This is a genomic window from Paraburkholderia bengalensis (genome assembly GCF_037126505.1).
In the GTDB taxonomy this organism is placed as follows: domain Bacteria; phylum Pseudomonadota; class Gammaproteobacteria; order Burkholderiales; family Burkholderiaceae; genus Paraburkholderia; species Paraburkholderia bengalensis.
The window spans coordinates 119,184-134,442 of sequence record NZ_JACFYJ010000001.1 but is presented as its reverse complement, the minus strand read 5'-3'; the positions used below and the strand labels follow the sequence as shown (position 1 = coordinate 134,442).

Here is a 15,259-nt window from a genome sequence, read left to right as displayed (position 1 = left end):
GCACGCGCACTTTCAGGTCATCATCGTTCTCTGACTGATCGCATAGATCGAGACTGCGCAACTCGATGCGAGCGTTGAGCCAGCTTGCCAGCATGATCGGCGACTCAAGCATCTGTCGTCGATGGGCGCATCGACGCTCAACGGGTCGAGGGTAAAGGGTTTTTTTGGTTAGCCATATAATCCCTACTTTTTTACCCACACCCGGGCGATCCAGTTATGAAGAAAATTATCCTTACTTTGGCCGCGTCGGTGGCCGTCTATGTTTTCGGTTCTGCCGGTGCACAGGCGCAAGATCGAGAACTGGTGGTGGCATCGAGCGCCACTTACACGCCGTTCGCGTTCGAGAACAAGGACAAGCAGATCGTCGGATTTGACATTGACATCGTCAATGCCATCGCCAAACAGCAGCAGATGAAGTTGCGCATCGTGAATACGCCGTTCACCAGCATTTTTGCGTCGCTCAACAATGGCGACGTCGACTTTGTCATCTCAGGCGTCACCATCAACGAGAAGCGAAAGCAGAGCTTCGATTTTTCGTCGCCGTACTTCGATGCGCGTCAGTTGATCGCCGTGCCCAAGAACAGCCCGGTGAAGTCACTGAAAGACCTTGATAGCAAGAAGGTATCGGTGGTCAGCGGCTCCACGGCCGACGATGTCATGAGCCGTGAAGTAGGCAAGACCAATCCGAATATTCGGCGTTTTGAAAGCACGCCGCTCATCATCTCCGAGCTGGCTTCAGGCGGTGTCGACGCTGCCATTGGCGACAATGGTGTCATCGCGTACCGTGTTTCGCAGAATCCTGGCCTTAAGACTGTCGAAGACGCCAATTTTCCCAAGGAGTATTACGGCATCGTCGTACGCAAAGGCGACAAGGCCTTGCTGGAGAAAATCAACGCAGGCCTTGCGGCGATCCGTGCGGATGGCAGTTATAACGTGATCTACAAGAAGTGGTTCAACCAGGATTTCAAGCCTCAGTGATTGGCTGATGTGACTGCGTGTATAGGGCGGGGCCAGAGCGTGCGTCACAACGACACCTGGCCGTTCGTCGGTCCTGGTTTTTCTAAAAAGCGAGCATGGAAGACAGCAATCCAGTCATGTGGTTCGGGTGGTTCCGCCCGGATATCCTCGTAGAGTACAAGCAGCTGTTCTGGCAAGGCGCATTGGTCACCGTGGGCATGACCGTGGCGTGTGTGCTGATGGGCTGTGCCCTGGGGCTGCTGTTGGCACTGGCGCGGCTGGCCGACGCGAGACACCAACCGTGGAAGGCCGCGTGCAAATATCTGCTTCGCTGGCCGTCGACGGCGTACGTCAGCTTTTTTCGCGGCACGCCGTTGTTCGTGCAGATTCTGTTGATGCACTTTGCGGTGATGCCGCTATTTATCCATCCGGTGAGCGGCCTTTTCATCAGAGGCGATCTGGCTCGCACGCTGAAGCAGGATTATGGCGCACTGATCTCCGGCGTCGTTGCGCTCACGTTGAACTCGGGTGCCTATATTTCGGAAGTTTTTCGCGCCGGCATCCAGTCGATTGAGCGTGGCCAGCGTCAAGCCAGCTTGTCACTGGGCCTCACGCATGGCCAGATGATGCGTTATGTGGTGATTCCGCAGGCATTCCGGCGCATGCTGCCGCCATTGGGCAACAACATGATTTCCCTGCTCAAGGACACATCGTTGGTCTCCGCAATCGGCCTGGGGGAGATGGCGTACGCCGCGCGGACGGTGGCAGGTGCCTACGGCCGCTATTGGGAGCCTTATCTGGCGATCGCCGCCGCGTATTGGCTGATGACGTTCGCACTGACCATCGGCCTGCGAAAACTGGAACAGTACCTGGCGCGAACGGATCACGTCGCGCACTAAAACCTGAACGTAACGAGGCGAAACTCGTGTACGCCACGCGCTTGAGGGGGTGCCAAGGCGATGAAGATGCATCGCATGCTTTGCTTCGGCCGTACGGATGAGAGTGGCAATGCCGCGGTCGTGGTAGAGGAGTCAGCTTTGGCTAAACCGGAGCGGCTAGAGTTCGCTGGGCGGCAAAGCGCAAACGCGACGGTGTTTATGGAAGCGAATGCTGCGGGTGATATACAGCTTGACTACTACTATCCGCACGCCCGCAGTCCCCTTTGCCTGCATGCAACGCTTGCGGTGGGCGCGGTGTTCTTTGAGCGATCTCCGGGCACCCGACGGGCCCGGTTCGTCACGAGCATGCATCGGCAGGTGCTCGAGGTGGAGCGCGTCGACGGCGGTATTTTTGTTGGCGTCACGGCGCAGCGGTGCCCGCCATTGGTTGTCGATGTAGCAGAAGCGGCTCAGTTGCTTCGGGTCGGTCGGGCCGAGTTGAGGGGCGTACCGCGACTCGCATCGGTTGGCAGCGCAAAGTTGCTGGTCGCCGTGTCGGCCCCCTCCGTGGTGGCCACGTTGGAGCCTGACCTCGCCGGCATTGCCGACTGGAGTCGCAAGCACGGCGTGTCGGGAATGTACGTTTATTGCCGCATTGGTGATGGCGTATATCAGGGGCGTAACTTCAATCATCTCGAGCGGCAATTCGAAGATGCCGCGACGGGCGTGGCAGCAGGTGCGCTCGCCGTGTCGCTTAAGCGGGACGTCACGGTACTGCAAGGCGATGCGCTCGGCCAACCGTGCACGATCCAGGTCCGCTATGCACACGAGGCGTTGCAGGTTGGCGGACGAGCGGTCAGGGTGGTCCATTCACGCTCGCGGGTTTGTCCGAGCGGGTGATGCTTTTCGTTTAGCCAGTCCTTGCCTGCAATACGCCATGTGAATCACGCAACGTCGAAGCTGTAAAGTCTTGCAGGCGTATCCGCCAGGACCACCGCGCGCTGTTCTTCAACCGGAAGCAGCGCGCGAAGAAGCTCGAATGCGTCAGCAAAATCCTCGTTCGCTTCGAACCGCGTATGCGGCCAGTCGCTGCCCCACATAAGGCGATGCACGCCAAAGGCCGCTTTCAGAAAATGAAATGCCTCGTGCACGTCATCATCGTCCGAGCGAAGCTGTCGCCTGTTCCGGTACGCTGCCGATATCTTTACCCACACGCGCTGCGTATCCGCCAGTTCAAGAAGACGGCGAAAGCCCGCGTCGCGTACACCGGCATCGGGATCAGGCCTGCCGAAATGATCGACGACGACATTCACGCCAGCATCCAGAAGCGGCTCGACGACGCCCTGCAGTCGCGCAGCTTCCGCATGCACTTCGACATGCCATCTCAGATCGCGAACATGTGCGAGGGTTGGCGCGCTCAGCCATCTGTCGAGCGGAAGGTCAGCATGCCCGATCAGGTTCAGCCGAATCCCCGCAATGCCCGCATCCGCCATCTGCGTCAGCGTGTCGATGTGACAATCACGCTCGATCACCGCGACACCGCGTAGCCGCTCTGGCTCGCGGCGCAGCGCATCCAGCATATAGCTGCAATCGGTGCCAAGAAAGCTGGGTTGCACAAGCACGCCATGCGATACGCCATGCGTATCCAGTTGGGCGAGGTATGCATCGAGCGTGGCGTCGTAGTCGGGCGCATAGCGGCGCTGCTGGGCGAGCGGTAGGCCGCGCTCGAATACATGAGCATGGGTATCGACAGATGCAATGTGGGCAGGACGATGCGCAACCTGCTCGTGGCTCGCGTCTGTCTCCGGCTTCTCGATCATGGACGTCCCTTCATTTTTGGTCTTGCGCGGCCACGGGCCAGTGCCCCGCGCGTCAATGCCTTTGCGCGTGAGAAAGCGCGCCTGCATGTTCCGACTCAAGTGTGGCTTCGCCGAGTGCGCGGCCGCGCGTCTCCGGCAGCATCAGCACGGACAGCACGACAATCGCGTAGGCGAGTCCCGCATCGATGCCGATCGCCGTCCCGAGCGACATATTTGCGGACATATGCCCCACAAGCACCGGAAATCCCGCCGATACGACGCGACCGAAGTTGTAGCAAAAGCCCACGCCCGTGCCGCGCATTCCGCGCGGGTACAGTTCGTTGAACAGCGCGCCCATGCTTGCCGGAATACCCGCTGCAAAGAAACCCAGTGGAAATCCGAAGAACAACATGGCGGTATTGCCGAGCGGAAGAAACAGATAGGCCGTCACCGTTATCACGCAGCAAATTGCAAACATGAGAATGGTCTTGCGGCGCCCGATGCGATCCAGCAGTTGCGCACTCACGAGGCACCCGCAAAAAAACGCGACGATCACGACGGCGAGGTAGCCGCCCGTGCTTAACACCGACAGGTGGCGCTCGCTCTTCAGAAATGTGGGCAGCCACGTCATCAGCGCGTAATAGCCGCCATGCGCGCCCACGCCGAGCAGTGCGCCGATCAGCGTCATGCGTAGCACTTGCGGAGAAAAGATGCCGACGACGAGGCCAGGCGTCTGGTCTTGCTGATGCGCACGCGCATCGCGCGTCGCGTGTGCCGGCGCGGCAGGCTCCTGCACGCCGCGTCGAACGTACAGAATCAGCAGCGCGGGAACGATGCCAATGCCGAACATCACACGCCACGCGGTATCCCCAGGCAGTAGCGAGAACATCAACGCATAGAGCAGCACTGCCGCGCCCCAGCCGACGGCCCATGCACTCTGCACGCTGCCCATCGCCTTGCCGCGATGTTCGTTGCGGATCGTCTCGGCCATCAGCACGGCGCCCGCCGCCCATTCTCCGCCGAAGCCAAAACCTTGCAGTGTCTTCAGCACGAGAAACTGCGGATAGTTCTGCGCGAACGCGCACAGGAAGGTGAACACGGAAAAAAACGCGACGGTCCATTGCAGCGTCTTTACGCGTCCCAGCCGGTCCGACATCATGCCCGCGATCCAGCCACCCAGCGCCGACGCCACCAGCGTGACGCCGCTGACGAGCCCCGCCTGCGTCCGGCTGATCGACCATTCGGCGATGATCGCCGGAATCACGAGGCTGAACATCTGCACATCGAGCGAATCGAGCGCCCATCCGCCGAAGCACGCCCAGAACGTCCGGCGTTCATTGCCTGAGATCTCGCTGAACCACTTGAACATCGCTGTCTCCTGGATCGTCGTTCCTGCCTGGGAACAACGTAGGTATGAGGGCGTGCGATCGCTAGCGGATCTCGGCCTGATAGATGAATTCGCTGGCGGGCCCGCGTGAACGGCGCCATTCGAGCGGCTGTCTGTCGTAGCCGTACGCGAGACGCTCGATGACGACGGCAGGCGTACCCGGCTCGATGTGCAACAGCCGTGCGTGCAACGGCCCAATGGCTTCGACGGTCAGCGTTTCCGTGGCGGACGCCACGACCTGATTGCACTGCGCCTCGTACACGGGGTACAGCAGGTCACCAATTTCATTCAGGTCCATCTGCGCAAAGGCGGCAAAACGTACGTAGGGCAGCCAGATTTCTTCGGCAAGCATCGGCACGCCGTCGATCAGCCGCAGGCGCGACATCTGGATCACGCGTGCGCTGCTCGAAATCTGCAAGGTCGCGGCGACTTCCGACGGTGCGTCGACGACTTCGCGCCGCAAGATGCGGCTCTCCGGAATGCGCCGTTCGCCTTGCCGCGTCTGAAAGCGGAAGAAGCGAAACAGGGAGCTATCGAAGCTCGCGCGGCGCACGAACGTCCCTCTGCCCTGGAAGCGCTCCAGCAGGCCTTCCGCGACGAGCAGATCGACGGCCTTGCGAACCGTCCCAACCGCTACGTCGTAGCTTTTGGCGAGGGCCTGCTCAGTAGGGATCGCTTCGCCCGGCCGCCAATGGCGGGCGGCGATCAGGGCAACCATTTCGTCGCGCAAACGCTGGTAACGGGGCAACCGGTCATCGGCATGCATGTTAGTCTCCGTCGAATTCATATACATGATTTCATGATGGAGCCCGCCGATGGATCGGTGATAACCCGTATCAATGCCTTTATTTCCAGGTTAGCGGGTTTCTACCCATTGTTTCAAAATCGGATTCAACTAAACATATATATGAATTCTTGAACGGAGATGGATCGTGAGCCAAACCCTGAGTGCCGAGCAGGCTGTCGTGAAGAAGATCGCCTGGCGGCTGATGCCGCTTTTGATCGTGATGTTCCTGATCGCGTTTATCGACCGGCAGAACGTCGGCTTTGCGAAGCTGCAGATGGTGCACGCGCTGGGGATGTCGGAGGCGTCCTATGGTCTGGGCGCGTCGCTGTTCTTTATCGGCTATCTGCTGTTCGAGGTGCCGAGCACGCTTGCGCTGCATCGTTTCGGCGCGCGCCTGTGGCTCGCTCGCATCATGGCGACCTGGGGCGCCATTACCGTGGCGATGGCATTCACGCATTCGACGGGACTCTTCTATGTGTTCCGCTTCGCACTGGGTGTCGCCGAAGCCGGCTTCTATCCGGGCGTGATCTTCTATCTGACGCTCTGGTTTCCGCAGAGTCATCGCACGCGCATGCTCGGCTTCTTCACACTGGGCAGTGCGCTCGCCAACATGCTGGGCTCGCTCGCGGGCGGCTTGCTGTTGTCGCTGGATGGCAATCTTGGTCTCGCTGGCTGGCAATGGGTGTTCGTGGCAACGGGGATGCCCGCCGTCATCGTCGCACTCGTTGCGTTGCGCTTTCTGCCTGAGTCCGTCGAACGCGCGCCGTTCCTGTCCAACGAAGAGAAGGATCTGATGATCGCGGCGCTCCGGCGCGAGGCGCCGGTGCAAGCGGCCGCGGAGCATCCGTGGCGGGCGCTCGTCGACAAACGCGTGCTGATGTTCGCGTGCGGCTACATGCTGATGTCCACTTCGCTCTACGGCGTGACGTACTGGCTGCCGACGTTGCTGAAAAGTGGTGGCGTTTCGCATTCGTCGCTCAACGGCCTGCTCAACATGATCCCGTGGATGCTCTCCGCGCTGCTTCTGCTGTGGCTGCCCGCGAAGCTCAAACGCGAGGGCGTGGTACTCAAGGCGATGGCGATGGTGGCCGGCGTCGGCGTGATCGGCTTCGCGCTGAGTCTCGTGCTGCCCGGTCTGCCGCTGCAGTTTGCCGCCCTCGTGCTGGGCGGGGCGTGCATTCCGCTGCTCTATCCGTGCTTCTGGTCGCTGCCGCCGCGATACTTCACAGGCGCCCGCGCTGCAGCGAGCATCGCAGCGATCAATTCGATCGGCAATCTTGGCGGCTTCTTCGCGCAGAACCTGATGCCTTACATCGGGAAGATCGCAGGCAACGCGAGCGCCCCGATGCTGGTGCCCGTCGTCTGTCTGACGCTGCTTGGTCTCGGCATGTCGATCGCGTCGGCACGAAGCGGCGCAGGCGAGCGCGTGCGGGTTGCGGCGCGGCAGTAAGCAACTTTCGACGAAAGGTATAGGACGGGCAGGCTGGCGCCAAAGCGGGGGGGACAAACGTCAGTCGCTGCCGTGCCGCTCAAGCATGCGACGACATTGGCGCCACCGCGCCTGGATGCAGCAGCGTCCTGCGGAATTGCTCTACCAGCGGTCTCAGGTTGACGCGATGCCACGCCGCCCATAGCGCCGTCCGATAACTGAACCACGCTAGTTCATGCAGCACCACCCCAGCGGGCGCATGGCGCCGCAGGCTTTGCTGGATCATCGTGACGCCGAGGCCCGCCGCGACGAGACCGAGTGCCGCCAGCGGCTCGGTGGCTTCCATCGCGATGTCGGGTGTGAACCCGGCTTTCGCGCATGCCGCGATGAAATTGTCGTGGCGCAGCGCGCCTTCTTCGTACATCACGGCAATCCACTTCTGCGCCGCCAGATCGTCGGGTGTGAAGCGCGACGCGTTCGCCAGCGGATGATCCTCGGGAATTGCGAGCAGCATGGGATCGTCGAGTACCAGCGCGGATTCGAGGTCCGGGTCGTCGGACGATAGCGGCTCGCAAACGAGCGCGATATCGAGGCTGCGCTGACGCAAGCCAGTTAGCTGATCGGCCGACCGGTAGCTGTAAAGGGCGATGTGCACGTCGGGCTTCTGCGCGCGCAGTTGCCGCAGCGCGCGAGGCAGCACGCCGGAGTGCATCGCGTTCTCCAGATAGCCGATGCACAACCCCCCTTCGTCGCCGCGCCCAAGGCGCCGCGCCAACGACTCCAGCCGTTTTGCGTGCGTCAGGAACGCCTGCGTTTCCGCGAGAAAGGTGCGCCCATCGGTAGTCAGCCGGATGCGCTGCTGCGAACGTTCGAATAGCGTCAGACCGAGATTTTCCTCGAGCTGGGCGATCTGGCGGCTCAGCGGCGACTGCGAGATATGCAGCTTCTCGGCGGCGCGCCCGACGTGCTCCTCTTCGGCGACCGCGACGAAATAATGCAGTTGACGGATATCCAGCATATAAGACCTCTTCGGACTCAAGTTTGTCGAATTATGTCTTAGACAGACTTAACTTGCCGTCCTAGACTCTGCACTACCGACTCAATCAAGGAGCAAGTCATGAGCATCAAGGACAAACTGCCCGCCGGCACGCAACAGGGTTTCGGCGCTGCGCCGCTGGGCAACATGTTTCGTAATATCCCGGAAGAAGAAGCGCTGGCAACCGTCAAGGCAGCGTGGGATCAAGGCGTGCGTTATTTCGACACGGCCCCGTTGTACGGCGCTGGCCTGTCGGAAATCCGGCTAGGCGATGCGCTCTGCGCCTACAGGCGCGACGACTACGTGCTGAGCACGAAAGTAGGCCGCGTGATTCTCGACGAAATCGAGGATGTCGGCGCGCGCGATCTCGGCGAGAAAGGGGATGTGTTCGCCTTTGGCCGTCCGAACAAGATCGTCAACGACTACTCCGCTGACGCAACGCTGCGTTCGATCGACGACAGCCTGAAGCGCCTGAAAACGGATCGTCTGGACATCGTCTGGGTACACGACGTCGCGCAGGACTTCTATGGCGACGAGTGGCTCGCGATGTTCGAATCGGCGCGCAAGGGCGCGTTCCGTGTGCTGAACCGTCTGCGCGACGAAGGCGTGATCAAGGCGTGGGGGCTGGGTGTCAACCGCGTCGAGCCGTGCGAACTGCTGCTCGATCTGTCGGAAGTGAAGCCGGATGGTTTCCTGCTTGCGGGCCGCTATTCGCTGCTCGATCACGAGCGTGCATTGCAGCGTCTGCTGCCGGCCGCTGCCGCGAAAAACGTGGAGATCGTCGTCGGCGGTCCGTATAGCTCGGGCGTGCTGGCGGGCGGCGCGCACTTCGAATACCAGAAGGCGTCGCCTGAAATTCTCGCGAAGGTCGAGCGCATCAAGGCGATCGCCGCGCGTCACAACGTGAGCGTCAAGGCCGCCGCGCTGCAGTTCGTGCTGGCCAATCCCGTTGTCGCCGCAGTGATCCCCGGCGCGAGCAAGCCGGAGCGTATCGCGGAAGACCACGCTGCCGTCAAGGAAGCGATTCCCGCCGACTTCTGGCGCGAGTTGCGCGAGCAAGGTCTGGTCGCCGCCAATGCACCGCTGCCCGTCAAGGCCTAAGGAGACTGACATGGCTCAAGCCAATGCGTCGATCCGCATTCCCGTTTCGCCCGACGAGGTGTGGCAACTGATCGGCGGCTTCGACTCGCTGCCGGACTGGCTGCCCTACATTCCGTCGAGCGAATTGAGCGAAGGCGGACGTGTGCGGCGTCTTGCCACGCCAACGGGCGATGTGATCGTCGAGCGTCTGGAAGCCTTCGACAACCGCGCGCGCAGCTACACCTATTCGATTCTCGAAGCGCCGTTTTCCGTCACGGGCTATCGGTCGACGCTGCAGGTGCGTGAGAGCGACGAGGCGGGTGCGTCGCTCGTCCACTGGAGCGGTGAGTTCACGCCGAACGGTGTGAGCGACGAGGAAGCGTCGAGGCTTTTCGAAGGTATCTACCGTGATGGTCTGCGCGCGCTGGCGGCATCGTTCGGCGATAAAGGCATCGCGTAGCTTGCGTGGAACCGGGCCCGATGATGCACCATCGGGCATTCGGGCCGCATGCCGCAGGCCCTGAGTCGTTGAAAACGGGTAACCGCTGGCGAATCAATCGTTTCGCCGGCGGGAAGGTCGCGTTGGCGCAGCGCGACTGATCGCCGTTGCGAGGGGCGCTTCACAAGCAAAGAGAAAATAAACCGCACCCTGAACCGGCTAGCCTGCTTTCCATATCTGGTCACAGGTTTGAGCGATGAGTGCCCGCATCCATCGGTGGGCGGAATCGCGATCGTATCGCGTATGCCAGGCCATTTGACAATCGAACGGTGCAAGCGTCAGCGGTACATTGCATGCGTAAATCTGGTCTTTGAGGGCATGGGTGCGCACCACTCCCGCGGGCAGCACGGCGATCAGGTTCGACGAAAGAAGAAGCGATGGCGCGCCCGAAAAATTATTCAACGTCATCGCAACTCGACGGCGCTTACCGGCGCGCTCCAGCGCGCCATCCGCAATGCCAACGGGATCTCCCGAAAGGGAGACGAGAAGGTGCTCGGCTTCGAGAAACTGCTCCCCGGTTATCGGAGACTGCGCGAGCGGATGATCCCGCCTCATCGCGCAGACCTAGCCCTCTGTGAAAAGCCGCTGAAGCTTGAATTCGGCGTCCATGGGCTGAAGCCCACCGATGCATATGTCGATATCGTTGTCTCGTAGCCGGGTACTCGTTTCCTGACTGGTTCTTTGACGCGAATTGCTCGGCACGTTACTCGCCATCAAGCACGAACTGCGGTCAATGTCGGTTCAGCGCAGCGGGAGCATCGTCAATGTGTCATCGACAATGGGAATCCGCGGCGCTGCCCGCAATGCGCTGTATGTTGCCAGCAAGCATGCCGTAGAGGGCCTTACAAAATCCGCTGCACTCGAAGCCGCACCGTTCAATATTCGCGTCAATGCGGTGGCGCCCGGCCCCATTCAAACGGAGATGCTCGACCGGATCACGGGTTCCGAACAAGGCAAGGCAACGATGCTCGCCACCGTGCCGCTACAGCGCGCGGGAACGCCGGAGGAAATTGCGGACGCAATTGTCTTCGTCGCGTCGGATAAGGCGAGTTTTATGACGGGGAAGTTCTTGGAGTCAACGGCGGACGAACGGCTGCGTGAAGCGTCTGGATTGAGCGCGCGGGCAACAGGTTTGTATTGGATTTTGCATTGCACACAAAATCTGAGCAAAAAGTATTGAACTGCTGATCCGTTTTGGCGTGGATCGCGTGTTTCGCGGGTGTTAGCTTAGCCACCGTATTCTCGGGTGTGTCGAAGCCCGCCCGAGGATAACAACGCGATCGACACAAAATCCTTCAGGAGACAGCAGTGAACAGGTTCCGCTATTCAGCAGCGTGTGCCCTCATCGGCGCGGCTTTGCCTTTCTCGGCGTTGGCGCAGTCGTGCAACGTCCCCGTTCTCAAGGTGTTGGCCCAGAAGAGTCTGGGCCTGACCGTCATGGAAAAGTCCCTCGCGGACTATCAGAAGCGCACGGGCACCAGGATTGAAATCAGCTACTTCGGCGAAAACGATCGACGCGCGAAGTCGCGGCTCGATGCATCGACGGGTGCGGGTTCGTATCAGGTTTATTACGTCGATGAAGCGAACGTTGCTGAGTTCGCGTCGGCTGGCTGGATCGTTCCTTTGCTCAAGTACTACCCGAAAGACGCGGACTACAACGACTTCCTGCCGGGCCGCCGCGACGTCGCGAGCTATAAGGGCGTCGCGTACTTTGCGCCGCTGATCGGTGGATCGGATTTCCTGTTCTACCGCCGCGACGTGCTCGAAAAAGCGCACATGCCCGTACCTCGCACGCTGGACGAACTCGTCGCCGACATCAAGAAGCTGAACTCGCCGCCGAACATGTATGGCTGGGTCGCGCGTGGACAGCGCGGCTCGGGGATGAACGTGTGGCGCTGGGCGCCCTTCATGCTCGCAGAGGGCGGCACGTGGACCGACAAGAACCAGCAGGCGGCGTTCAATTCGCCTGCTGCAGTGAAGGCGACGCAACTCTACACGGACCTCTTCAAATACGCGCCGCCCGGATCGGCGACCTACGACTGGAGCAATGCACTCGAAGCATTCCGTTCCGGCAAGGTTGCCTTCATGATCGAATCGACGCCGTTCGCGGACTGGATGGAAGACCCCACGAAATCCAGTGTCGCAGACAAGGTCGGCTATACGAAGCCGCCTGCACCGCTGCCTTCGGCCGCATACGGTCACGGTCTCGCCATCTCGTCGGTCGGCGCCAAGGACGAATGCACGCGTCAGGCTGCCGGCAAGTTCATTGCATTCGCGACGAGCAAGGAACAGGAACAGGCACGTCTGCGCGAAAACGTATTCAGCGACTACAACCGCACGAGTACGGTTCAAAGCGATTACTTCCAGAAGCACGTGAAGCCGCAGATTCTGGCTGGCCTCAAAGACACGACGCCTGTTTCCAAGGTCACGTTCTGGCCGAGCGCGCAATGGCCCGATATCGGCGACAACCTTGGCGTCGCGCTCGAAGAAATCTTCACGGGTACGCAGAAAGACGTGCCAGGCGCATTGAACGACGCCGCGCAATATGCGCAGGACGCGATGGAGCACGCACGCAAGTAACAGCGCGTGCAGGTGAGGGCAGAGCCGTGTCACGCCTCTGCCCGGTTCGATCCGTTCCGGAAGGCTGTATGCCTTCCCGTTTCATCGTCCGTCGAGGTGTTGCATGTTCAATCGCGGAAAAACCAGCCTTCCGTTCGTCTTTCTCGTGCCGCCATTGCTCGTGATGGCGGTGCTGGGTCTGGTACCCACTGTGGCTGCAATCAATCTCGCGCTGAGAAATCGCGTGCTGCGCTATTCGGATAGCGAGTACGTGTGGTTTCGCAATTTTGCGCGCCTGTTCTCGGATCGTCGCTTCGTCAATTCGATCGAAGTGTCGGCAATCTGGGAAATCGTTACAGTGGTTGGCGCAGTAGCGGTGGGGATTGTCATTGCGATCTATCTGTTCGAGCACGTTCACGGCCGCATGCGCAATGCGATCAGCGTATTGCTGATTACGCCCGTGCTGCTGCCGCGGGTATCGGCTGCATTTATCTGGAAGTTCATGTATTCGCCGTTGACGGGCATTCTCAGCTGGATGCTCGGACTCGTCGGCATACATGACACCGCGTTTCTTTCTGATCCGGGCCTTGCGCTTTACGCAGTCGCACTCGTCGATATCTGGCAGTGGGGACTGTTCTTCTCCGTGGTCGTGCTGAAGCTGCTGGAGACCTTGCCGCCTGAGCCGCTCGAAGCGGCACGTCTGGACTATGCGAAGACGTGGCAGGTCTATGCATATATCGCGCTGCCGATGCTGAAGGCGCCCATCATGAGTCTGGTGTTCATCAAGATGGTCGAGTCGCTGCGATCCTTCGATCTGATCTATGTGATGACCAAAGGCGGCCCGGGTGTATCGACGGAAACGCTGGACATGTACGCGTATTCGCAAGGTATCGGTTTGTCGGGCAAGGTGTCGTACGCGTCGAGCATGGCCGTGCTGATGATGGTCGCGACCACGCTGATTTTCACTTTTATCTGGAAACGGGTGAACAAATGGGAAGACTGATCCCTCGCAGCACGGTTCTCCTGTTTGGCGTGGCGCTGGCGCTGGTTGCTGTGTTTCCGGTGTTTTGGGCCGTACTCAATTCGCTGAAGAACCTGCTCGATATCGTCACGCCGACGCCGCGCTTCTTTTTCAGCCCGACGCTCGATAACTACCGGCAGGTGATTTCGAGCCCTGAGGTACTGATCGCGCTCGGCAACAGTTCAGTGATCGTCGGCACGGCGGTGCTGCTGGGAACGCTGCTCGGCGTGCCGGCCGCGTATGTGATTGCGCGCTATCACGTGCCGGGCAAGCGCGACATCCAGTTCTTTCTGCTGTCGCTACGCTTCCTGCCGCCCGTGGCCGTCGCGATTCCGCTGATCGCGATCTGGGTCGATCTCGGACTGTACGACACGCGCTTTTCGATGATCGTCACCTATCTGCTGACGACGCTTTCGACCATCACGTGGCTGTCGATTCCCGTCTTCCAGCGCGTGCCGCGCGAAATCGAGGAAGCGGCCACGCTCGACGGCTGCGGCCCGTACGAAGTGTTCTGGCGCATCGCCTTGCCGACCTGCGCGAGCACGCTGATGGGCGGGATCATCTTCAGCTTCGTGCTGGTATGGAACGAACTGATGATCGGCCTCGCGCTGACTTCTTCGCACAGCGCCACGCTGCCGGTCGTGGCTTCCGCATTCACGTCGCTCGGACAGGAAGTGCCGTGGGGTGTGATCAACGCTTCGACAGTGCTGCTGGCACTGCCGCCGATAATCTTCGTGGGCGCGCTGAGCCGCCTGCTGAACTCGATGCTCAAAGGAAAGTAAGGAGACTGTAGTGAAGGCACTTGTACTGGAAGCCACCCGCGAACTGAGTCTGCGCGACATCGAATTGCCTCAGGCCGTCGGCCCGCGGGACGTCAAGATCCAGATCCACACGGTGGGCGTGTGCGGCAGCGACGTTCACTACTACACGCATGGCCGCATCGGGCCGTTCAAGGTCGAAGAGCCGATGGTGCTCGGGCACGAAGCGTCGGGCACGATCGTCGAAGTCGGCGCGGACGTCACCCATCTGAAGGTGGGCGACCGCGTGTGCATGGAGCCGGGCATTCCGCAATTCGACTCGCCCGCGACGATGCGCGGTATGTACAACCTCGATCCCGCCGTGCGATTCTGGGCGACGCCGCCCATTCACGGCTGCCTGACGCCGTTTGTCGTGCATCCCGCCGCGTTCACGTTCCGCTTGCCGGATAACGTGTCGTTTGCGGAAGGGGCGATTGTCGAGCCTTTGTCGATCGGCCTGCAGGCCGCGAAGAAGGCGGCGATGAAGCCGGGCGATGTGGCCGTGGTCATCGGCGCCGGGACGATCGGCGCGATGACGGCGCTGGCGGCGCTGGCTGGCGGCGCGTCGCGCGTGATTCTCGCGGACGTGGTGGGCGCGAAGCTGAAGCACTTTGCCGGCAACCCGGCCGTCACGACGGTCAACGTCACCGAACAGTCGCTCGCCGATGTGGTCGCAAACGTGACGCAAGGCTGGGGCGCCGACGTCGTGTTCGAGGCGTCGGGCAACGCAAAGGTCTTCGAGACCTTGCTCGATTACGCATGCCCCGGTGGTTGCATCGTGCTCGTCGGCATGCCGCCCGGACCTGTCGCGCTCGACGTAGTGGCGATGCAGGCGAAGGAACTGCGCTTCGAGTCCGTGTTCCGCTACGCCAACATCTTCCCGCGCGCGCTGGCGCTGATCAGTTCGGGGATGATCGACGTGAAGCCGTTCATCTCGCGCAAGTTCTCGTTTTCGGAAGGCGTGAAGGCGTTCGAGGAAGCCGCTGCCGGTCATCCGGAAGACGTCAAAATCCAGATCGAAATGGACTAA

Annotated in this window: 15 protein-coding genes and 1 pseudogene; 11 read left to right on the top strand and 5 right to left on the bottom strand. The window is 60.8% G+C overall.

Annotated features, from left to right (window positions below; all coding sequences use genetic code 11):
- Positions 1-216: 216 nt before the first annotated feature.
- The 3 genes from H3V53_RS00640 (at position 217) to H3V53_RS00630 (ending at position 2,735) form a co-directional block, all read left to right on the top strand.
- The gene (locus H3V53_RS00640) at positions 217-978 is read left to right on the top strand and encodes a basic amino acid ABC transporter substrate-binding protein (protein WP_336596238.1); all 762 of its coding nucleotides are present in this window, start codon (positions 217-219) and stop codon (positions 976-978) included.
- A 95-nt stretch (positions 979-1,073) separates the two neighbouring features.
- On the top strand, positions 1,074-1,856 hold the full coding sequence (locus tag H3V53_RS00635; RefSeq protein ID WP_336596237.1) for an amino acid ABC transporter permease: 783 nt from the start codon (positions 1,074-1,076) through the stop codon (positions 1,854-1,856).
- 66 nt (positions 1,857-1,922) lie between these two features.
- On the top strand, positions 1,923-2,735 hold the full coding sequence (locus tag H3V53_RS00630; protein ID WP_336596236.1) for a PhzF family phenazine biosynthesis protein: 813 nt from the start codon (positions 1,923-1,925) through the stop codon (positions 2,733-2,735).
- A gap of 44 nt (positions 2,736-2,779) precedes the next feature.
- Here the strand turns inward: H3V53_RS00630 and H3V53_RS00625 are convergent, their stop codons facing one another.
- The 3 genes from H3V53_RS00625 to H3V53_RS00615 form a co-directional block, all read right to left on the bottom strand.
- On the bottom strand, positions 2,780-3,655 hold the full coding sequence (locus H3V53_RS00625) for an amidohydrolase family protein (protein WP_336596235.1): 876 nt from the start codon (positions 3,653-3,655) through the stop codon (positions 2,780-2,782).
- A 52-nt stretch (positions 3,656-3,707) separates the two neighbouring features.
- Positions 3,708-5,003, bottom strand: coding sequence for an MFS transporter (locus H3V53_RS00620; protein ID WP_336596234.1), 1,296 nt, complete (start codon positions 5,001-5,003; stop codon positions 3,708-3,710).
- 61 nt (positions 5,004-5,064) lie between these two features.
- Positions 5,065-5,787, bottom strand: coding sequence for a GntR family transcriptional regulator (locus tag H3V53_RS00615; RefSeq protein ID WP_336596233.1), 723 nt, complete (start codon positions 5,785-5,787; stop codon positions 5,065-5,067).
- Between the two features lie 166 nt (positions 5,788-5,953).
- Here H3V53_RS00615 and H3V53_RS00610 point away from each other — a divergent pair, with 166 nt between their 5' ends.
- Positions 5,954-7,258, top strand: coding sequence for an MFS transporter (locus tag H3V53_RS00610; RefSeq protein WP_336596232.1), 1,305 nt, complete (start codon positions 5,954-5,956; stop codon positions 7,256-7,258).
- A 79-nt stretch (positions 7,259-7,337) separates the two neighbouring features.
- Here H3V53_RS00610 and H3V53_RS00605 read toward each other — a convergent pair whose 3' ends face one another.
- Positions 7,338-8,255 (bottom strand): LysR substrate-binding domain-containing protein, encoded by a 918-nt coding sequence (locus tag H3V53_RS00605; protein WP_336596231.1) that lies wholly within the window; start codon positions 8,253-8,255, stop codon positions 7,338-7,340.
- Positions 8,256-8,354: 99 nt separating this feature from the next.
- Here H3V53_RS00605 and H3V53_RS00600 point away from each other — a divergent pair, with 99 nt between their 5' ends.
- Together H3V53_RS00600 and H3V53_RS00595 are read left to right on the top strand one after the other, a co-directional pair.
- Positions 8,355-9,374 (top strand): aldo/keto reductase, encoded by a 1,020-nt coding sequence (locus tag H3V53_RS00600; RefSeq protein ID WP_336596230.1) that lies wholly within the window; start codon positions 8,355-8,357, stop codon positions 9,372-9,374.
- Between the two features lie 10 nt (positions 9,375-9,384).
- The gene (locus H3V53_RS00595; protein WP_336596229.1) at positions 9,385-9,813 is read left to right on the top strand and encodes an SRPBCC family protein; all 429 of its coding nucleotides are present in this window, start codon (positions 9,385-9,387) and stop codon (positions 9,811-9,813) included.
- Positions 9,814-10,011: 198 nt separating this feature from the next.
- Here H3V53_RS00595 and H3V53_RS43520 read toward each other — a convergent pair whose 3' ends face one another.
- Positions 10,012-10,407 (bottom strand): LysR substrate-binding domain-containing protein, encoded by a 396-nt coding sequence (locus tag H3V53_RS43520; protein ID WP_419539380.1) that lies wholly within the window; start codon positions 10,405-10,407, stop codon positions 10,012-10,014.
- 136 nt (positions 10,408-10,543) lie between these two features.
- On the opposite strand from H3V53_RS43520, the pseudogene H3V53_RS00585 reads away from it, so the two are divergent.
- From H3V53_RS00585 to H3V53_RS00565, 5 genes and pseudogenes are all read left to right on the top strand, one after another.
- Positions 10,544-10,953: pseudogene (locus H3V53_RS00585) on the top strand (SDR family NAD(P)-dependent oxidoreductase); the annotation flags it as partial.
- Between the two features lie 207 nt (positions 10,954-11,160).
- Complete coding sequence (locus H3V53_RS00580) at positions 11,161-12,432, top strand: ABC transporter substrate-binding protein (RefSeq protein ID WP_336596227.1); 1,272 nt, start codon at positions 11,161-11,163, stop codon at positions 12,430-12,432.
- A 103-nt stretch (positions 12,433-12,535) separates the two neighbouring features.
- Positions 12,536-13,414: a carbohydrate ABC transporter permease gene (locus tag H3V53_RS00575; protein WP_336596226.1), complete on the top strand. Its 879-nt coding sequence runs from the start codon at positions 12,536-12,538 to the stop codon at positions 13,412-13,414.
- Positions 13,402-14,214 carry an ABC transporter permease subunit gene (locus tag H3V53_RS00570; RefSeq protein WP_054925855.1) on the top strand — a complete coding sequence of 271 codons (813 nt, stop codon included), beginning with the start codon at positions 13,402-13,404 and terminating at the stop codon, positions 14,212-14,214. The genes H3V53_RS00575 and H3V53_RS00570 overlap by 13 nt, the downstream gene beginning before the upstream one ends.
- Before the next feature lie 10 nt (positions 14,215-14,224).
- Positions 14,225-15,259: an alcohol dehydrogenase catalytic domain-containing protein gene (locus H3V53_RS00565; protein WP_054925853.1), complete on the top strand. Its 1,035-nt coding sequence runs from the start codon at positions 14,225-14,227 to the stop codon at positions 15,257-15,259.